The sequence below is a fragment of the Pirellulales bacterium genome (assembly GCA_019636335.1).
Taxonomy (GTDB): domain Bacteria; phylum Planctomycetota; class Planctomycetia; order Pirellulales; family JAEUIK01; genus JAHBXR01.
The window spans coordinates 1-21,362 of record JAHBXR010000034.1 but is presented as its reverse complement, the minus strand read 5'-3'; the positions used below and the strand labels follow the sequence as shown (position 1 = coordinate 21,362).

12 protein-coding genes are annotated in these 21,362 nt (G+C 61.1%); 8 read left to right on the top strand and 4 right to left on the bottom strand.

Annotated elements, in window-relative coordinates; genetic code table 11:
• Positions 1–4: 4 nt before the first annotated feature.
• Positions 5–1,102, bottom strand: a complete 1,098-nt coding sequence (locus tag KF708_22835; GenBank protein MBX3415538.1) for a DUF1559 domain-containing protein — start codon at positions 1,100–1,102, stop codon at positions 5–7.
• 94 nt (positions 1,103–1,196) lie between these two features.
• Positions 1,197–2,018, bottom strand: coding sequence for a choice-of-anchor M domain-containing protein (locus KF708_22830; protein ID MBX3415537.1), 822 nt, complete (start codon positions 2,016–2,018; stop codon positions 1,197–1,199).
• Positions 2,019–2,554: 536 nt separating this feature from the next.
• On the opposite strand from KF708_22830, the gene KF708_22825 reads away from it, so the two are divergent.
• Positions 2,555–2,923 (top strand): hypothetical protein, encoded by a 369-nt coding sequence (locus tag KF708_22825; GenBank protein ID MBX3415536.1) that lies wholly within the window; start codon positions 2,555–2,557, stop codon positions 2,921–2,923.
• Positions 2,924–2,958: 35 nt separating this feature from the next.
• Here the strand turns inward: KF708_22825 and KF708_22820 are convergent, their stop codons facing one another.
• A complete protein-coding gene (locus tag KF708_22820) occupies positions 2,959–4,164 on the bottom strand; it encodes a 2,3-bisphosphoglycerate-independent phosphoglycerate mutase (protein MBX3415535.1) in 1,206 nt (401 codons plus the stop codon).
• Positions 4,165–4,373: 209 nt separating this feature from the next.
• Between KF708_22820 and KF708_22815 the strand changes: the two genes are divergently transcribed.
• A complete protein-coding gene (locus KF708_22815; GenBank protein MBX3415534.1) occupies positions 4,374–5,057 on the top strand; it encodes a metal-dependent hydrolase in 684 nt (227 codons plus the stop codon).
• A gap of 75 nt (positions 5,058–5,132) precedes the next feature.
• On the opposite strand, the gene KF708_22810 is transcribed toward KF708_22815, so the two are convergent.
• On the bottom strand, positions 5,133–5,465 hold the full coding sequence (locus tag KF708_22810; GenBank protein MBX3415533.1) for a Rieske 2Fe-2S domain-containing protein: 333 nt from the start codon (positions 5,463–5,465) through the stop codon (positions 5,133–5,135).
• 190 nt (positions 5,466–5,655) lie between these two features.
• On the opposite strand from KF708_22810, the gene KF708_22805 reads away from it, so the two are divergent.
• The 6 genes from KF708_22805 (at position 5,656) to KF708_22780 (ending at position 21,280) form a co-directional block, all read left to right on the top strand.
• Entirely contained in the window at positions 5,656–6,453 is a 798-nt protein-coding gene (locus KF708_22805; GenBank protein ID MBX3415532.1) for a 2-dehydro-3-deoxyglucarate aldolase, read from the top strand.
• A 172-nt stretch (positions 6,454–6,625) separates the two neighbouring features.
• A complete protein-coding gene (locus tag KF708_22800) occupies positions 6,626–7,843 on the top strand; it encodes a Tm-1-like ATP-binding domain-containing protein (protein MBX3415531.1) in 1,218 nt (405 codons plus the stop codon).
• A gap of 18 nt (positions 7,844–7,861) precedes the next feature.
• Positions 7,862–8,233: a hypothetical protein gene (locus KF708_22795; GenBank protein MBX3415530.1), complete on the top strand. Its 372-nt coding sequence runs from the start codon at positions 7,862–7,864 to the stop codon at positions 8,231–8,233.
• Between the two features lie 30 nt (positions 8,234–8,263).
• Positions 8,264–9,097: a phosphoenolpyruvate hydrolase family protein gene (locus KF708_22790; protein ID MBX3415529.1), complete on the top strand. Its 834-nt coding sequence runs from the start codon at positions 8,264–8,266 to the stop codon at positions 9,095–9,097.
• 610 nt (positions 9,098–9,707) lie between these two features.
• Positions 9,708–20,633, top strand: a complete 10,926-nt coding sequence (locus KF708_22785; GenBank protein ID MBX3415528.1) for a hypothetical protein — start codon at positions 9,708–9,710, stop codon at positions 20,631–20,633.
• Positions 20,630–21,280 carry a hypothetical protein gene (locus tag KF708_22780; GenBank protein MBX3415527.1) on the top strand — a complete coding sequence of 217 codons (651 nt, stop codon included), beginning with the start codon at positions 20,630–20,632 and terminating at the stop codon, positions 21,278–21,280. Before KF708_22785 ends, KF708_22780 begins: the two co-directional genes overlap by 4 nt.
• Positions 21,281–21,362: the final 82 nt, after the last annotated feature.

Here is a 21,362-nt window from a genome sequence, read left to right as displayed (position 1 = left end):
AAGGTCACGGCACTTCGGTAGTCACCTCATTTCCGTTGCGCGAGCCGATGCTCCACCAGATCAATTTGTCGATCTGTTCGGAGACGAATTGCACGCGGCCGTCCCCCATGAGGACGTGTACGCCCCCGGAATGCTGACTGCTGGGCGAGATCATCACCTGCCCATCGAGCTCGCCGTCGTAGACGTGTACGTTGAACTTGTTCATGGGGAGCGCGTGCAGGTAGGTGTTGCCCACGAGGGCGGAGCCGGAGATCCAGGCCCGGCCGACGAGCTTGGAATAGCTCAGGTCCATGTGCGAGTATTGAACCTCCTCGTAATAGCCGTCGAGCGTGCGTTTGGTGCCGGCGCTGCTGCCGCACAACGAGACGATGCGCGGGTCGCCCGACTCGATGTCCGCGGCCGATTCGTAGCTGGAGATGAGCCGCTCGGTCACGGCGATCGTGTTGGACAACCCATCGGTGAACTGCGCCGCGGTCGTGGCGCCCGTGTGCCACGACGCTGGATTGGGGGAGGTGAGCCCCATGAAGCCATTGTGCTGGGCGGGCACGCGACGCGTCCCGTCGATGCCCGTTGCATAGGGGGGCCAACCGGCGTTGCCCGTATAGTTGCTGCCCGCCGACCGCGCGGTGCCCATCGTCTCGAGCTCGATGAAACTGTCCGAGGGGCAGAGAAACGTGGGCACGACGGTGCGCGCCGCGGCGGCGTTCGGATGATCGGCGTTAATACGCGGGTTATACGCCGTGGTCGAGCTGGCGTTATTCACCTGGAAATTGATCTGGCGGTGAAGCGGATCCTGCTCCAGGAAAGGCAGCAGCAGCGCTTGCCAACTGTAGAGCCCGGTCAGCGCCTGCCCCGGCGCGGTTTTGCCGACCCCCGCGATCGATATGGGAAACGATCCCAGTGCCGTGTGATACGAGTGCAGCGCGATGCCGATCTGCTTCAGATTGTTCGTACACTGCATGCGATGCGCGGCTCCCCGCGCGGCTTGAATGGCGGGTAGCAATAGCCCCACCAGCACGCCGATGATCGCGATGACGACGAGTAACTCGACCAGTGTAAAGGCATTTCGAGAGAAGGCCTGCGAGGAGCGCTGACGCTGCATGGCTAGACTCCGGTGGGAGAGAGGTTTGGAGACTCGCCCGCGCGGCGCCCGGGCACGAGGAACCCAGGCGCCGCGCGAAACGAAGCAGGCGACGTCAACGGGTGCCGCGGCGCACGCGGTATCGCGCGCCGAAGCCGACTAATCCAAGGGCCCCCAGGCCCAGCAACCCCAACGAACCCGGCTCGGGCACGACGTGGAACGTGAACGTGTCGGTCCCCGTGACCAGCCCATGCAGGTTGTGCGTGCCTTGCACGGTGACTTCCACCTGATAAGTGCCCGGCTCGGTAAAGGCCCAATAGAAATGGCTATGCCCCCCCGGCCCGATGTTGATCACATCGTTCGCGAACGAGTTGTCGAAGGTATCCCAGCGTCGCGAGAAGGCGCCGCTGAGGACCGATAATTGGCCGGGACCGCTGAAATTGCTGAGTTGAAACTGGATGCTGCCGCTCCACTGACTGGGGGTAAATCCCTCTTCCGCCGCCAATCCCATGAAGGGTTGCCCGTAGTACGAGGCATCGGCCGAGTCGAACATCAACACCCACAGGTTGTCGCCGACACCCGTGCCGAGAAAGTTGAAGCCGGCGCCGGTAAAGTCGTACGCCTCGAAGCTTCCGCCGAGCACGCCCGCCGTGCGGCCGATGTTCGAGCTCGTCGGGACCTGGATGATCACATCTTCGGCATGAAACTCCTCTTCGTCGATCAAGGGAGAACCGTCGACGATCGCCCCCGCTCCTGCGTGCAGGTGCAGATGAAACTCGTTGGGTTCGTCGATTTCGTAGGCGGCGCCGATATCTCCGTGGCCCCCCGAGTAGATCGACTCGGCGTAGACGGTGCGCGAGAAAACAGTAGCGGCCAGCAGGGTGGCCAGGGCCACGATGGCGGTCGTCGAGCAGGTAATCATTCGGTACGGATTCATATGCTTGATAGCTCCACAATGTTGAAGGCGGGATAGAAGCGCGCACGCCGAGTGGGTCCCTCAACGGATGACGGCGCACGGTGAGCGGGCCAGCGCGAACGATGCCGGGGCTACCGGGTGCGTGCAGACGTTTCGCGCGCCAGCATGTCGAGGCGACATGCCGCGCGACGATCGACGGCCTGCGTCATCACGAGGGGATGCAGGGCGATGGCTTCATGAGCGAATCTCGAGGGCCGGGCAAGAAGCATCGGCGCGCCAGGGAGATCGCGTCGTCGAGAGGTGCGCAGCGCGCAACAACCTACGAGCAAAACCAGGGCGCCGAAGAAGATGCCTTAGGCGACCATCGGAGGTCCGCGCGGCCAGCAGCCGGGAGAATAGGGAGCGACCGGTCGGCGCGAGAAGGAAACGACCAACGCCTCGACCAGCGTGACGCGGCACGAGGCTAGGGTCGGGACCGGTGCGTCCTGGGCCTGAGCCAGGACTTTACAGATGACGCAATCGTCTCCCGCGGGGCACTGCCCCTCGGGAACAGACTCATGCTCTGGAGCAGCGTGATGCGCATGCTCGTGGTGGGCATGGCCCGCGTGCTCGTGGGCGCCATGCTCGTGACCTGGAGCCACGTCGCAGGCGCCGGGCCTGCCGTGCGCACACCCGCCGACCGGCCCGTGCCAGGCTTGCACCAGCAGCGAAGCCGCAAACAGGGCGGCGATCAGCAGGCGAGGTGCCGTCTTGGAAAGGGAGCAGGCCATGAGATCGTGCGGACCGTTTGGAGCTTCGCAGCGGCGTATCCGTCCAAAAAAGACAGACCGTCGTGGAGTCTAGGGGCGCAGCGCAGGCCGGTCAAGATCGAATCGGCGATTTTCAAAAAGAAAATGCATGTGCAAAACGATTGCATATGCTCCTAGGGAGCAGGTCCCATCCGCGGGTATTTGCGTCACGGCTACGCCCCGAACTTGCCCAGCCGGCCGGCGTTGGCCAAGGCCAGCGTCATCAAGTGCTTGGCCTCGAACTGGCCCAGTCCACCCCGCAACGCCTGACGCTCGCTGAAACCGCCGCATTCGTCGGGGCGGCAGCAGTTCGAGACCAGCAGCGTGGGGACCGGGTGCCAACTGTGGGAACGCAGGAAGCTGGGGGTGCTGTGATCTCCGGTCACGATCAACACGTCGGGCGCCAGGGCAGCGACGCGCGGCAGCACGGCGTCGAACTCCTCGATCTTCCCCACTTTGGCCGCGAAGTTGCCGTCCTCGCCGGTGCTATCCGTGTACTTGTAGTGCAGGAAAAAGAAGTCGAAATCCTGCCAGTGTCGCTCGAGCTCGTTGATCTGTTCGTCGAGGGTCTTCGCCTCGCCGACGATTTCCATGCCCACGAGCCGGGCCAAGCCCTTGTACATCGGGTAGACGGCGATGGCCGCCGCTCGCAGGCCGTAGACCTCCTCGTAGCTGGGAAGCGCCGGGCGAGCGGCAAAGCCCCGCAAGGTGAGTCCATTCGCCTTGGGCTGATCGGCGAGCAGCTTGGTGGCCTGCGCGATGAATTCCTTGGCTACCTCGGCCGTGCGCTGGCTTTCCTGGTTGGCCGCCACGGGGTCGAGCGGCGCCACGCCCGTGGCCTGGGGATCAGTATCGTGGACCTCGCCCCGCAGTCCCTCGCCGCGGAAGACCACGACAAAGCGATGTTCCTTGACCGGTTCGACGAAGACCTCGACGCCAGGAATCTTCACGTTGCGCAAGATGGCGGCGATCGGGGCGCTCTCTTCGCTGGGAATGCGTCCGGCGCGGCGGTCGCTGATCTTGCCCGACGGGTCGAGCGTGCAGTAGTTGCCGCGGGCCGCCACATCGTTGGCCTGCAAGTGGAATCCAATGCCGGTGGCCTCGAGCGCGCCGCGGCCAATCTGGTAGACGAGCGGATCGTAGCCGAAGAGTCCCAGGTGTCCCGGCCCGCTGCCGGGCGTGATGCCCAGCTTCACCGGAATGGAGAGCCCCAGCACGCCGCGTCGCGCGAGCTCGTCGAGATGGGGCGTCTGGGCCGTTTCCAGTTCGGTCAGACCGCTGGGCTCGAGCGGCAGTCCCCCCAGGCCATCGGCCACCAGCAGCACGATCTTCGTATCGTTCTTTTGCTTGAGGCTGCGGGTCAGATCGTGAAGGTCCATCGTCGTGCTCCGAAAAGTGCTCTGCGAGCCTTGGGGTCCATAAACGGCCGGCCGCCCTGCCCTTTCTGTAGCAAAACAGGTCGAAAGCACAAGTCACCGGCGGCGGCTAGAACGGGGGGCGAGGCTGCGGTATCTTCGAGCGCCCCACACTGCCTGGCCGTGCAGTGTCCGGGGAATGGCCGCAACGACTGTGAAGAAGGATGTTATCGATGGCGACGCGACTCACCTGGCTCGGACATGGCACGTGGACGATCGAAACCGCCGGCACCAAGATCCTGCTCGATCCGTTTCTCGACGATAATCCCACCGCCCCCGTGCGCGCCGACGATATTCACGCCGACGCGATCCTTGTCTCGCACGGACATTTCGACCATGTGGCCGACCTGGTGAAGATTGCCAAACGGACCGACGCCACGGTGATTGCGAACTACGAAATCTGCGCCTGGGCCAACCAGCAAGGGGTCGAGAAGGTCGAGTACATGAACCTGGGGGGGACGATCGCGCAGCCTTGGGGACGCGTGAAGTTGACCATCGCTCACCATAGCTCGGTCCTGCCCGACGGAACGTACGGCGGCAATCCGGGCGGGTTCCTCCTCTTTCTCGCCGACGCCACGATCTACTTTGCCTGCGATACGGCCCTCTTCGAGGAGATGCGCACGATTGGCTCGGCGGGGATCGATCTGGCCGTGCTGCCGATCGGCGACCGGTTCACGATGGGCCCCGACGATTCGCTCGAGGCGATCAAGCGGATCAAGCCGCGCCGCGTCGCCCCGGCGCACTACAACACCTGGCCCCCCATCGCGCAGGACGCCTCGGCCTGGGCCGCGAAGGTGAAATCAGAAACAGAGGCCGAGCCGCTCGTCCTCGAGCCCGGCGGCACGATCGAGATCTAACGCTCGACAATCATCCAGCCAGCAGTGCCACGCTTGATGGCGGTCGCTTCGCAGTAGCCATAACCAAAGGGCTTTCTACTCGGGCGGAACGCGGACCTGGATCTCGCCCTCCACGACGCGCACTTCGTAGCTCGAGATCTTGATGCGGGGATTATCGCACCAGGTGCCGTCGCAGATGCTGAAGCGCCAGGCATGCCAGGGGCAGGCCACGACGCCATCCTGCACTTCGCCGGCCCCCAGCGACGCGCCCATGTGGGGGCAGAGATCGTCGATCGCAAAGTACTCGTCGTTGGTGCGAAAGACTGCTACCAGGCGTTTGTTCACGCAGAACGTGCCACCGCGTCCCTCGGGGATCGAACCCACGCGGGCCACGGTGACGAAATCGCCGGCAGCGGTTCCCTCGGTCATTGGAATTCGTATCTCTGCTTCGCGGAAAGAAAGTCGACGCTCGCCCGGACGGTCGAGCAACGAATTCTATCCCAGGGCCGCACGGGGGAAAATGGCTCGCGCGCGTCGCCGGCCGACGCATGCTTGCACCCTTGCGTCGCGTGTGAAACACTACGTACGTACCGCTGCCCACGCCAGGAACCACACCACGATGCGCACCAATCCCGTCAAACGAAAACTGCAAGCGGGCGAGCCCAGCTTTGGCACGTGGCTCTCGCTGGGAGATCTCTACGCGACCCGCGTCCTGGCCCGCATGGGCTTTGACTGGCTCACCCTCGACATGGAACACTCGGCGATCGACTGGTCGCAGGCGGCCATGATCTTTGGCTGCATTGCCGATGCGGGAGGGGTGCCGTTGGCCCGCGTGCCGCGCGGCTCGCATCAGCTCATCAAACGCGTGCTCGACGCGGGGGCCTGGGGCATCGTGGTGCCGATGGTGAACACGGTCGAAGAGGCCCGCGTCGCCATCGCCGCGGCCAAATATCCCCCCGAGGGAAATCGCAGCCTGGGGGGGGGCATGCATGCGATGAACTTCGGAGCCAGCAGCGGCGAGTACTTCAAACAGGCCAACGACGAGATTCTCGTCATCCTGCAGACCGAGAGTCCGACGGGCGTCCGCAACGCGAAGGAAATCTATTCGCTCCCCGGCGTGGACGGCATCTTCGTCGGACCGGTCGACCTGCGGGCCAACATGCGACGCGCCGACGGCAGTGAGGCTTCGGATGAAGAGTTCGAGGAGATGCTCGCGCAGGTGGTGGCCATCGGCCGCGAAACCGGCACCCCCACCGGCATGCACGTGATGGATACCGGCGCCGCCCACCGACGCGCGGAACAAGGCATGCAGTTCATCGCCGTCGGGAGCGAGCTGCGTTTCATGTCGACCAAGGCACAAGAAGTTCTGCGTGAGCTGGCGCCGAGCAGCGTCGAGAAGGACCTGGCGCGGTACTAGTCCGGCTTTGTTTTTTGAACGCAAAGACGCAAAGACGCAGAGGCGCAAAGATTCCATAGCTGTGCCACTTTGTAGGTCGGGTACGCGCGTACCTGACACTTGATCCCCTTTGCGTCTTTGCACCTTCGCGCCTTTGCGTTGAAGCGTTTTCCTTTTAGATCTTGGAAAACCGATGAGCGTCTACGTTCTGGCCACGCTCGACACGAAGGGGATCGAAGCCGCCTTCGTGCGCGATCAACTAGTGTCGCGCGGCGTAGCAGCGGTGCTTGTCGACACGGGCTGCCTTGGTGAGCCGGCCGTGAAGGCCGATATCGCACGGACAACGATCTATGAAGCCGCCGGCACGACGCTCGCCGCCGTCCGCGAGAAGGCCGATCGCGGCCATGCGGTGACGACCGCCGCCGACGGCGCCGCGAAGCTCATCGCGCAGCTTCACGCCGCGGGAAAAGTCTCGGGCGTGATCTCCCTCGGCGGGTCGGCCGGCACGACGATCGGCACCGCCGCCATGCGCGCGTTGCCGCTCGGCGTACCCAAGATCGCCGTCAGTACGCTCGCCTCGGGACAAGTACGGCAATATGTCGGTGACAAAGACATCCTGATGCTCAACTCGGTGGTCGACATTCTCGGCCTCAATCGCATCAGCCGCATCGTACTGACCGAAGCCGCACGGGCGATGGCAGGCATGGTGCTCTTCGCCGGTGACGCGATTGCGGCGGGCGATGACAAGCCGCTCGTCGCGGCGACCATGTTCGGCGTCACCACTCCCTGCGTGGAGCATGCTCGCAAGCTACTGCTCGAGGCCGGCTACGAGGTGCTCGTCTTTCACGCCACGGGCAGCGGCGGACAGGCCATGGAATCGCTCATCCGCGACGGACTTATTGCCGGCGTGCTCGACATCACCACGACCGAGCTGGCCGATGAGCTTGCAGGGGGCACCCTTTCGGCCGGACCGACGCGACTCACCGCGGCCGCCGAGTTGGGCGTGCCGCAGGTCGTTAGTGTGGGCGCGACCGATATGGTGAACTTTCAGGCGCCGGAGACCGTGCCCGAGCGCTTTCGTGGCCGCAAGTTCTATCAGCACAACCCCACGGTGACGCTGATGCGCACCACGGTCGACGAGAACCGCCAGATCGGCGAGGACATCGGCCGCAAAGTGGCTGCCGCACGCGGACCGGCAGTGATTTTGTTGCCACGGCAAGGCGTTTCGGCAATCGACCGCACGGGACAACCGTTCGACGATCCCGCGGCACGAGAATCGCTCTACGCCGGCATCCGCGACGCGGCTGGATCGACAGAGATCATCGAACTGGACCAGCACATCAATGATGCCGCTTTTGCTGAAGCAGCCGCGAGGAAATTGCTTGCGCTGATGGCAAGGAAGAACCGCTAAGGCACGACGATTCGAAAGTTGCAGGCGGGAATGCGACAGGGAGCAGCAAATCAAACAGGCCAAGATTCTTCGCTGGCCAATGCGGCTCTTATTTTCGCCAGCCTCATCTTTCTGCTTCTCGGGTTGCTCTACGCATTTGTGTTTGCGATGAAGCGAGGCGCAGATCACTCCTTGGGGTTTGAAGTTGACGATCTATTCAGTGCGTATTGGTTTCTCATGTCGCTGACTTGTTTCCTTGTTCGTTGGCGCATCGTCCGCCCTAAAACGGGAACGATCTTGGAACGGCGATGGGACAACATAATTGGATATACGGGTGCCGTAATTGTCTTCTTCGGCATCTGCTATTTTCTTGTCGTGTTGAGAGTGATGATCCGACAAATTTGGCCGTAACTCACCGGTTACCGTTGGAGTAGATTCCGCATGAGCCTTTTCTCCCGCGAGGAAATCCTCCGTCGACTGCGTGCCAAGGTGGCCGAGGGGCGGCCCATCGTCGGCGGCGGCGCCGGCACCGGCATTAGCGCCAAAATGTCGGAGGCCGGCGGCATCGATCTCTTGGTGATCTACAACTCGGGCCGCTTTCGCATGGGGGGTCGCGGATCGCTCTCGGGTATGATGCCCTATGGCGATGCCAATGCCATTGTGATGGACATGGCGCGCGAGGTGATTCCCGTCGTCAAGCACACGCCGGTGCTGGCGGGCGTGTGTGGCACCGATCCCTTTCGCTTGATGAAGCTCTTTTTGCGCGAGGTGGCGGCCGCAGGTTTCTCGGGCGTGCAGAACTTTCCGACCGTGGGGCTGATCGACGGCACGTTCCGCGCGAATCTCGAAGAGACCGACATGGGCTACGGCCACGAGGTGGACATGATCCGCCAGGCGGCCGAGATGGGCCTGCTGACCACGCCCTACGCGTTCAATCCCGACGAAGCCCGGGCAATGGCCGAGGCGGGCTGCGACATTCTGATCCCGCACATGGGGCTGACGACCAAGGGGAGCATCGGCGCGCATACGGCGCTCACGCTGGAAGAATCGGCCCGGCAAGTGCAGGCGATGCACGATGCGGCAAAACGCGTGAACAAGGAGGTGCTGGTTCTCTGCCACGGCGGCCCCATCGCCGAACCGGCCGACGCGCAATACATCCTCGACCACACCGAAGGCATCGTCGGCTTCTACGGCGCCAGCAGCATGGAACGCCTGCCGGTGGAACCAGCGATCAAGAACCGAGTCGGCGAGTTCACCGGCATGAAGCTGTATTGATGGCTGCGCGGCAAGTGCGCCCGAATGTATTGATCACAGGCAGAGGCGTACCAGCCACGATCTTCGCGGACGAGCACCACGCGAATCACGCCGCCGACCGGCGGGTAGGTCGCCAGGAAGGTCTTGTAGTGTTTCACGCTCGCCGATTCCCTGATTCTTCGATTCTCTACAATCGCGGCATGTCAACATGACTCCGCAGGTCAAGAATTAACTTGAAATCTCCCGAGCATATGGATACCCTTCGCGAATAACTGGGCGAACTTTCTCGACGGGCTTTGGCCGCGCACGACGAATACAACGCCAGACAAGGGGGGCTTTCTTTGCTGGGGCAAAGCTAGATGCCACGAATCTGCTCTCAATTGTGGCGGTAAGGCGGCAGCTTCTACCTTTCTCATCTCGCAGCATAAGTGCCGCTCGACGTGCGCGCTTGCCCAGCAGGCGATGCGCCGACGGCAGATGCTTGTGCTGCGCGCATACCGACGCCAGTCACTCGCTGCAAAGGGGCTTCGACATGTCACCATGGGCCGGACGTAAGGGCAAGCATCGCAACCGACTTCAAACGCGCCGTTCGAACGACGGTGTTCGCATCGAGCAACTCGAGGAGCGTCGCTTGCTCTCGGTGAGCACTTCCTGGAACGCCATGACCAGTAAGCTCACCGTCACGGGCACCAATGGCGCCGACCAGATTTACCTGCGTGCCGTCGGCGGCTACGTCAACGTCGAGAATGAAAGCGGGAGTGTCGTGCATTGGAGTGGCTCGGGGGATGGAGTCACGCCAGGCCTGGTGCAAACCATCGAAGTGCTGGGTACGAATAATCTTTCCGGCAGTGACGGGGCAGACAAAATCAACTTGTCGGCGGTCACCGCCGGGAACGGCTTTACCAACATCACAGGTACGACACTCAACGGCGGAGCCGGGGACGATTCAATCACGGGGAGTGCGTTCGCGGATCTTATTACCGGCCACAAAGGAAATGACACGATCAACTGCGGAGACGGCAATGACACGGTCGTTGGGTCTGGTGATGGTGGCGAAGGATATGATTCCATTCACGGAGAAGGCGGGGATGATTCGCTTCATGGTGGCGGCCAAGGAGATTCCATTAATGGTGGAGATGGAGCAGACATCATCTTCGCGGGCGACGGAAGCGAAGGACACGAGTTACATGGTGGTGCTGGCAACGACACCATCACCGGCAGCGACGGGGCGGAAGGCGACACGATCTCCGGCGGCGCAGGCAACGACGTTCTCACCGGTGGAAATGGCAGCGATGTCTACCTGTATGTAGGCTCCGATCTGGGTAGCGACACCATCAATGAAAACGCCGACCAATCGAATGACTGGATAGATTTCTCGGGCTTTTCGGGTGGCGCGATTACGATCAACATCGGCATCACGACTGAACAAACCGTTGGCACGAATACGAAGATCACGCTTTCGACGACTTCATCTATCGAAGATGTCACAGGTACCAATCTTGCTGATAGCATTACTGGCAACAGTCGTCCAAACTGGCTGGAAGGCAAAGGTGCTGCGGACACACTGATCGGCCTGGGTGGCGATGACACCCTCGAGGGAGGCGGTGGCAACGACTCAATGGTGGGTGGGAGCGGGATTGACACTTACCTTTTCATCGGCACGAATCAAGGCAGCGATACGATTGATGAAGGGACGGGAGACGACGGAGACAGGCTGGATTTTGGAGCCTTTGGGGCGGGTATCACCCTCCATCTAGGCATCACAAGCCTGCAAGCGATCGGCGGCAGCACCTCGATCACCTTGCTTGACTCCGCTGGCCTGGAACACTTTTACGGGAGCAACCACGCCGAGCACATCACGGGCAATGATCGGCCCAACGATATTAGCGGCAACGGCGGCGACGATACCATTATTGGCGGCAGCGGCGACGACACCCTTTGGGGTGGCGATGGCGCCGACACGATGAGCGGCGGCTCCGGCAACGACGTGCTAATGGGGGGCGCGGGGAACGATTCGTTAACCGCTGGAGCCGGCAACGATTGCCTTTTTGGGGCGGATGGTGACGATACGCTTGTTGCTTCCATCGGAAACGACATGCTGTTCGGTGAAGCGGGCAACGACTTGTTTCGAGCCGATCTCGTAGTTGGAGCCGTGAATGTATCGACGGACGACGGTCCTGGCGACGATTCATTGACGGTAAACATGCCAGCCGGCTCTGCTGGGCAAGCGGTATCGATCGATTTGGATTCCGTCAATATTTCCAATGGAATCATTAATTTCCGTAACCTTGCTCGCCTTCAATTGCATACAGCCGATGGCGCGGACACGATCAATGTGTTTCAACCGGATATAGGCGAGTTGCCTCCCGAGATACTAATCGTCTCGAACGGGGGAAATGACACGATTACGATCCTCCTCGGTGTAACGCCCCACACAACGCTGTTCGCCATCCACGGCGGCGTAGGATCGAATCTAGTCGAGGTGCGTGGGACACCGAGCCCAGACTATTTCGAGTTGGATGGAAGCTCGCTCGACGCCGTGAATGGCTCGCGCGTTCTCTTTTCCGATGTTGCCCACCTGACGATTGACGCGCTCGGTGGCAACGACCACATCGTGCTGCGAGATAGCACACTGGTCGGAATAACGACGGTGCTTGGCGGAAGTGATGCTGATCGCATCGAGCTAGCAAGCCCAAATTCTGGAAACTTTGTTCTCAGCGGCGATGCTGGGGACGACACCATCGTTGTACGAGAACCTCTGACCAGCGGCACGACTGTCCAAGGCGGGCCCCACGTCACGGGGGACGTGTTGGACTTGAGCCACAATGGCCTCTCGGCCGCGAACTTGCCGGTTTCTGCCAGCGGCATCGAGACGGTCGATTTGAGTTATAACGCGTTCGTCGCGGCACCAAATCTGCCGGCGGGCATCGTGACCGCCGATCTGCGCTACAACAGCCTGACAGCGCTCAGCAATCTCGCGGCGGTGACCACGCTCCGCAAGTTGTTGCTCCATGGAAACTCCAATACACCAGATTTCTCGACACTGCGTGGGCGACTCTTCAAGACCGATCTACCGGCGGTTGGGCTTGAGAAGGCGGAGCGGATTTCCAACGCGGAAGACGCCTTGATGGGAGTGGCACGCGCACTCCATTTCTCCCCGGTCGAGATCTATGAGTATGTGCTCAACAATTTTGAATTCCAGGCGTATGCCGGGCTGATGAAAGGCGTGCGAGGCACGCTTCTTACCCGCGCGGGAAATTCCTGGGATTTGTCAGAGTTATTGATCGGTCTTCTCAATGCAGCCGGCACCTCTCTCTCCAACTTGTCGTATACAACGGCTCAGGTTCTTCTTCCGTTCGACAGAGGGCGCGCCTGGTTAGGGGTAGAAACGGATCAGGCCGCGCGCGATGTTTTGAGCTTGAGCGGGCTCCATAGTGTCATGTCGGTTTCCGCTGGTGGATTCATCATCGACCATGCTTGGGTAGACGTAAATTTCTCAGGCGTGGGTGGTTCCGCGAGCGTGGCCCTGGATCCTGCCTGGAAATTCCGCGATTACCGGCCAGGCATCAAGGATGTGGTGAAAAATCTCCCCTTTTCCATCAGCAGTTCAACGCTCGAGTCTCAGTACCTGAGCGAAGTCCGTGATCAGCTTCCTTATGAATGGTACGAAGACCGTATCGCCGAATATTTGCGCGAACACTATCCGGGCGCCGGCTTGGCCGATATCAGTCGCGAAGGCCCCATCCGGGCACAAACATTTGATTTCTTGCCGAGTTTTGTTTCCGGCATGCTGATCAAGCGACCTGCAGGTGTTCCATCTGGCCCGGATTTCTCCACTTACGCATCCGCACCCGCTTCTTATTTCGCCAGCCACTCCGCCACCGGGCCAGAACTCTTTACGCACCGTTTACAACTTGTGATCTCGAATGGGACGACAACGCCGGATTATGTGACCACCTTGCAGACTCGCAATATCGGACTTGAGCCCATCTTCATCACCTGGGTAGACATACCAGATGAAGAGGGACAACTTCCAGATCGCAGACTAGCGAAGCTGCATGTCGGTAATGTCGTTACTACTATCCCAATTTACTTCGTCCAAAATGATCTTGGTTTTGCCAACCAGATCACGTTGACGCTGAGTCTCTTTGAACCAGGAACCAGTCATAGCGGAGGCGCGACTCCGAACCATGCCGCGAAATATACGCGCAAGGTGGGCACGTCAATCGCCCTTGGACTCGATGCCAACCAAAGCAATGACGTCACGCTGGCCGAGCAACAGGCTCGATTGAACGAGCTTGTGGAAAACCGCAGCATGAACGACTTCGGCCAGGATGGCATCGGACACCTGCTGACGATGGCGGTGTGGACTCATTATCGCCGTGCCGATCAAGCCAACGCCATCCTCGATGCCTACGCGCATACGGTGCGCTCGCGAAACCGCGTCGAGGCCGGCATGACGAGTTCGACGCGAACCTTGATCTTACGGCCAGATGTACAAAACCCGTATGTTCCACAAGGACTATTCATTGATATCAAGGACGTGAACTACACCGTGGGGCACGACATCTATGCCACCGATGCGTCTACACTTCATTCGGACTACGAATTTGATCGTGCCCGGCTGCAGATGTTTACCAGATCGGTGCTGGAGCATGGAGTTTGGGAGGAAGTGGTCAATGCCGAAAGCATTTCGACCATTAAAGCACTGCAGATCGCCAACGCCAACAGCGGCGACACGAACTTCGTACAAGCGCTGAAACTGGGACAAACACCGAATCTTGCATCGTTTCTAACCACTCTCATCAACAACTACGGACCTGTTCTGGGGCCTAAACTCGTCGGCACGTCGAGCGACACCAAGGCGGCGGGAACGATCTGGGGGTACCTCAACAATGGCGCGATCGTGCGCGTCCATACGCATCCAATTGTCATTACGGGCGGCAACTGGACCGGCGTAGGTTACTTGGCTGAAAAGAGTGTCCCCGGCGACTTCTACTACATTTTCGGAATCGCGGATGAACAAGGAAATTCGGGAAATGGCGGCGGTGCTTCCACAAAGGCAAATGCGTACTCAACTCCTCTCAAGACCGTCGCGAGTCATATCGAAGGCGACCCGGTCAATATTTCAAATGGCTCCGTATATGAAGAGGTGATCGATATCGAGATCCCGCGACCGGGCTTGCCGTTGAACTTTGCCCGGTACTACGACTCGTCGCTCAAGATCGATCGAGGTTTGGGGCTCGGCTGGACACATACCTATAGTCATTTTCTCGAGTTCAATCCCACGGGCGAACCGACCGGCACGGTGGCCTGGACGGACGACAAGGGGATCCGCACCATCTTTCGGCCGAATGGCTCGGGCGGATATATCATTCCCGACACGCGCCGGGGCGAGTTTCGACGAGTTCTAGCCAGCGGCGGCGTGCCAGAACACTACCTCTGGCGCGACAAGACAGGCTTCACGCTGGAATTCGAGAAGGTGTATGGCGCTCTTACCAAGATGTCGGACCGCAATGGAAATATTATTACTTTCCAGTACGATCCCGCGCAGCATGGCGGCCCGGTGCGGTTGAGGGCGGCAATCCATAACGCCACCAACAACGGGCTGATCTTTCACTACAATGCGGGAGACGACCGCTTTGACCGCATCCAGGACATGGCGGGTCGGGAGTGGCGCTACCTCTTCAATGACGGACTGTTGCGCGAGGTGAAGTCTCCCTCGTCGTCCAGCACGTTGGAATCGACGTTTCAATACGCCTATGGCAACAGCCGGCTCGACCCCACTCACTTCAAGCTGAAGCAAGTTACCCAGCCCGACGGCGGGGTGATCTCCTATCGGTATTATCCCAACGGGCGCGCGTTCCAAGTGACGGACCCTGAAGGTTACGTTCAAACGTTCCAATACGACCAGCACAAGAATGAAGCCCGATTCATCGACGAGCGACTCCACTCGAAAACCTTCGTCTACAACGCCGGCGGTGGCTTAGAGAAACAAATCAACCACGATCGCGGCACGGAATACACCCTCTGGAACGACGGGCTGGTGCGCGAGCGCATCGGCCCCCTGGGGATATCCGAGGGCTACCAGTACTTCATTCCCGGCGATGGAGGCGAGAATGAACGTTTGGGCAACGTGACGGCGATTCGGCGGTTCTTCCGTTACGGCGGGGCAACTCATGCGATCACCGACTTGTTCGACGGCACCAACCCGCCCCGTCACATGCAGGTGGACGAGCTTTTCACTTATCAAAGCCTGCACGAGGGGGGCAACCCAAATAATCCTTTCCTCGTCAGCGTGATGACCAGCTCGACGGATCGCGTGGGCACGCTCACGAACTATGGATATGACGCGAAGGGCAACGTAACTGGAATGACGCGAGCGGTGGGGCAGGCCGAGCAGAATACGACGGCAATGACCTACCTGGCGAACGGTCTGCTCCAAAGCGTCACGCAGCCGCGCGGCACCGCGTCGAGCGGAATTCCCGACGATTTCAAGACGACCTATACCTACGACGTGTTCGGCTCTGGAAAAGTCGCCTCGACGACAACCTGGATCAGCGCGGGGGTCTCGGCGGTCGAAACGTTCCAGTACGATTCCTTCGGCCTGGGACAGTTGAATGAATACGTCAACGCCAACAACCAGCGCACGCTCTACACGAACGATTTGCTCGGTCGGCGAATCGTCGAGATCCGCCCGGAACAGTTCGCCGGCCAGGCGATGATCGATCGCACGTGGAAAACGAAGTATTTCCGCAACGGGCTGGTCGAGATGACGACCGAACCGAACGGTCGCACTCCCGCACTGGACGATCGCTCGGTGCTCTACACGTATGACCTGCGACAACTGCCGATTTCGACCACCTTTGTTCCGCCGGCGGGGGATCCCACGGACAAGGTAACGCTCGTGATGGGGCACGACGCGATTCGCAACGTAGCCTTCCAGACCGACGGGAGGGGGGGCCTCACGCGGCTCGACTACGATGCGCGCAATCGCCCCTGGCGAACGATCCATGCCGACGGCGCGACGGTGCTCGTCTCGTACAGCGAGGCCGGTCAACCGCTCGTGATGGTCGATGCGCTGGGCCGCCGCACGCGATTCGAGTACGACAAGCTGGGACGCCTGATCAAGCGCACCGATCCCGATCCGGACGGGAGCGGCTCGCCCGTCTGGAACTTCCGCTACGATGACCTGGGCAACAGGACCGCCGTCATCGATCCACTGAATTCTCGCACGGACACGGCGTACGACCGGCTTTCTCGCGTGACTTCCGTCCTCTTTGTCGACCCGGACAACGCGGGCCCACTCTTGCGCCGTCGCATCACGAACACCTACTACGAGGACGGCGACTTGAGGGCGGTGTCCGAGGACGTGCCCAACACGAGCCTGCCCGTGCGTCGCACGGAATTCGACGTGGACGGCCTGCACCGCAGGACGGTCGAGCGTTTCAAAGAGGGGGGGCCGTCGGGGACGCAGCTCTACAGCACGGCCACGACGTACGACGCGGTGGGGAACGTCAAATCCTTTACCGACCGCCTGGGACACACGACCAACTACGACTACAACGCACGGAACGAGCTCGTCACGGTGACGCAGCCCGCCCCGTTCGGCGGTGGCCCGGAGACGCGGCCCGTCTGGCAGTACGCGTACGACGCGAACGGCAATCGCACGCTGGAAACGGATCCGCGCGGCAACCAGACCCGCACCAGTTACGATCGCATGAACCGCCCGGTTCTCAGCGAACGGTTGGACAGCGGCAACGTGGTCCGCAGCGCTACGTCAGTCGCTTACGACTCGGCGGGCAACCAGGTGTCGGCGACCGATCCGCTCGGCCGGACGGCTTACAGCGAATTCGACGAGCGCAACCGGCGGATCGAGCATCTCGACGCCCTGCTGACCAGCACGAAGACGAGTTACGACCTGGTCGGCAACGTGGTCTTGACGCTGGTCTCCGCCGGCGGCGGCCAGCTCGAACGTCCCACGCTTTACGAGTACGACAAGCTGAATCGTCTCATTCGGCGGGTCGATTCCGACCCGGACGGCGGCGGCCCGGCTTACGTTTCGCCCGTCTGGCGCTACGAGTACGACAAGCTCGGCAATCTTACGAAGGTGATCGACCCGCGGCTGAATCCCACGCAATTCACTTACGATCGCCTGGGGCGCGAGATCGAGGAAAAGGACGCCCTCAATCAAATCTCGAGAACCACGTACGACAACTTCGGCAACGTGGCCAAGACCGACGATCGGCGCGGCCGCAGCTTCAGCTATGAATACGACGCGCTCAACCACCTGACGCACACGCGGCAGTGGCGTTATCCAGGGGGGGGCGGCACCCAGATCCTGGTGGGGCACGTGGTGACGATCTTCGACGCCAACGGTAACCTACTGGACGAGGCGGTCGACGTCCTGGACGTTTCCAATTTGGACAACGTCCACTCGGTGGCCACGCGGCACACCTACTTCGGCTACGACGCCCTCGACCGTCGCACGAGCGTGACCGACAACGACGGAAAATCGTGGATCACCACCTACGACAAGGCGGGCAATATCATTGCCGAAACCGATCCTCTCGCACGGCGGACGGAATTCAATTACGACGCCCTGAACCGTCCGACCACGCGGCGGATCATGGACGGCGCCAACGTCTTCTCGACGTGGACCACCACGTACGACGCGGCGGGCAACGTTCAGGCGGAGACCGACCCTCTCGCGCAAGCTACTTCGTATCAGTACGACCGGCTCGACCGCGCGGTGCGCGTGACCGATCCGCGCGGCTTCGTCACGGTCCACCAGTTCGACCCCTTCGGTAACCAGACGGCCCTGATCGACGCGACGGGCAACACGACGCGGTGGACCTACGACGCCTTGAATCGCCTGCGGGCGGAGCAGCAGTTCACCAGCGCCGGCGCCCTGGTCGGGGGGACGGTGGGGTACTTCTACGACGCGGCGGGGAATTTGACGCACCAGACCGACCGCCGCAACAACACGACGCTCTACGTCTACAACGCACTCAACCGGCTGGTCACCGAGGAGTGGCGGACCGGCGGGACGTTCAGCGGGACGCCGGTTCGTTCGCTCGGTTACGAGTACGATCCGGACGGGCTGCTGACGCGGGTGGGGGACTCGGGTTCCAGTCCCGAGCAGGCCACGCTGTACGAGATCGCCATCGATGCGGCGGGACGAGTGGGGCAGGTGGACTACACGGGCCCCTACGGCCTGGCGAAGATCCGCGCGCAGGACACGCGTTTCAGCGACGGCCAGGTGCAGCATCACGTCACGCGCTACGAGCCCCCCGGCGGCCCGGCGACCGTGCTGCAAAGGCGCTCCGCCTACGACGTGGCGGGGCGGCTCAGTTCGGTGATCCACGGCGGCAACAGCGTCGACGCCACGCCGATGGAGATCACCTTCGCCTACAACGCCGCCGGCGAACTGACCGGTCTCCAGCGTTTTCACGGGGCCACGCCCGTGGGGAGCAGCGCCTACGCCTATCAGCATCCGGCGGGCTGGCAGACCAGCGTGGCGCACTTCGGGCTGCAGGGGGCGATCGCCGCCTACGACCTGACCTACCGGCCCGACGGGCGGCTCGCCTCCCTGGGACGCACGGCCACGCCCGACTTCGGCACCTACGCCTACAGCTACGACCAGACCGGCCAGTTGCTGGGGGTGAACCACTCGGGCGCGAACGACGAATCGTACGGCTACGACGCCACGGGCAACCGCACTTCCTCGTCCGCCCCCGGCCTGGCGACCGCTTACCAGACCGATTCCTTGAACCGCGTGATCGACGACGGCACGTACACCTACACGTACGACGCCGACGGGAACCAACTCACGCGGACGCACAAGACCAGCGGCGAATTCACCCAGTATGGCTGGGATCATCGGAACCGGCTCGTGTCGGTCATCACTTCCATGGCGGTCGGTGGGTTCGAGACCAGCCATGTCGAGTATCTGTACGATTACCGTGATCGGCGTGTGGCGCGGCTCTACGACACGACGAACCTCTTCCCCTCGCCGCAGCCCCCCTCCTCGGTCACGCACTATCTCTACAACGAGCTCGATCAGGTGATCCTCGAGTTGTTCGACAACGACGCTGGGGGGAGCGGCGTGGCGGACGTTCGGCATCGCTACGCCTATGGCCCGCTGGTCGATCAGGTGCTGTTGGACGAGGCCGATCTCGTCGGCGGCGGGCGCGAGCTGCGCTGGCTGCACGCCGATCAGCAAGGGACCGTCCGCGACGTCAGTAACAACGCCGGCGCGATCATCGACCGCCGCACGTTCGACAGCTTCGGCCGCGTCACCAGCGACTCGAACGGGGCCGTCGACGTCCTCTTCGGCTACACCGGCCAGGAATACGACGCCACGGTCAAACTCCACTACTACGACCGCCGCTGGTACGACCCCGACACCGCAAGATTTTTGAGCCAGGACCCCGCCTGGGATGACATCAATCCCTATCGCTACGTCGGCAATGATGCCGTCAATGCCACTGATCCCACGGGACTGGCCGCCAAACGTTTCGCCGGCCTTTCCCTCGATCAGCAGCGGACCGTGGTTCAGGCCGCCGGCTTTGGTCTGGGAAGCGGATTTGGCGGAACTGGCGCCGCGGCTGTCGCCTCGTCCTTCTCGACCCTCGGCGCGACGATGATCGACGATCCAGGGCGCTTCTTCAATTATCGTCCGCCCCGCGCCGACACGACGCCGGAGTCGGTCGGCTGGGAGATGGCTTACGGCGCGGGACGCGGACTCCGGGCCGGCGCGTATCAGGTGGCGAACACATTCAGCTTCGGGCTTGCTTACGGGCAAGAGACACAACACGCGTGGGATGCCTCGGGGCTCAATGGGACGTGGACCCAACAGATCACCGTCGGCGCGGCCACCGTTTCACGCGAGGCGCTGATCTCGGCCAGCGGGGTGCGGTTCGCACAACTAGCGCAGCAGGGCTACCGTGGCGCGTACACGGCTGCGCAAGGAGTCGCCGCCTACGATGCCTATACCAGCGGCGTCTCGTTGGCCGAAGGCGCCGAGTCCTTCTCGCAAGGCAAGTACGTGCAGGGCACCTTGCAGACCGGCGCGGGATTTTTAGGCCTCGCCGGCACTCGAGCCACCTTCCGCACCCTCCACGCCGATGAATTCGCCGGAGTTGCCGGGAGTGCAAGGTTCAATGAGATTTTGGTGGGGCCAAATAGAGCTCTGGTCGAACAACCGCGAGACGCCCTTGGACGGTTCTTATCAAAGTCCGGAGGTGAAGTACGTCCAGGATATCTTGCAGAGCAGGCCACCTTCGATGCGGTTCGACAAAAGTCCGGTTGGCGTGTTATTAGCGATCCTGTATATGTTCGGGATGCGACTGGGCAATTGCGAGTTTATGACGGGGCAGCAATTTCTCCAGGCGGCAGGTATATCGGGCTTGAAACGAAATCTGGAACGGGAAGATTAACGCCGGCTCAGCGCGATTTCGACTTCAGGCTTAATTCGAGTCGTGCGAATACAGCACAAGGCGTCGGGCAGAGTAGCCAGATCGTTATCGAGCGTGCAATTGAGGTGCGCCGATGAACGAAACTAAAAAAGATGTTCACAACAATCTTTGTCGAGCGATTGCTGCGAAACTCGATTTCACCATGGAAGATAAAGGATTTTCGCGCGACAGGAACTCACTTGATTACATTCGGCGATGCGACGCTGGCGAGCAACTATTGCAAATTCATTTTACCTTCAAGCCTGCGCTCGATTCAAGGGCCAATGCGCACATTTATCCGTGGCTTAGATTGAAGTTCCCCGAGGTAAATAGAGTAGCATCGGAAATTGTCGGAGGACAGCATGGAGCGATTGGAACAACCGATATCACACTTGCGCAACCTGTGGACTTCGTAATTCCTAAGAAAGCCCATATCTATTGGTTCACTTACGGTCGCGAAGACGATTACGTCCTTTGCGTCCGTTCGATCCAGGGTTATATCGAGAAATGGATCATTCCTTTCCTGGATGACTATACAACTGTTGCTTCATTGACTCATTTTTACGAATCCAAGGACGAGCGTATTCCCGCCCAGCGCCACTTCTACATCTACGTGGCGGCGGCGTACATTTTGTTGGGTCAGCCGGCTAAGGCGATGGAAGTTCTGGAAACGAAGTTCGGCAGGCCAGGTTCACGACGGGATTATGCCAAAGCATTCGAGTACGTCGAACGTTTACTAAAATGACTTTATAGGTGTAGTGGACTAGGGATTTCCAGTGGGCACGCGTGAGGTATTTAGCACTGGCGGTTGGGTGATTTACACAAGC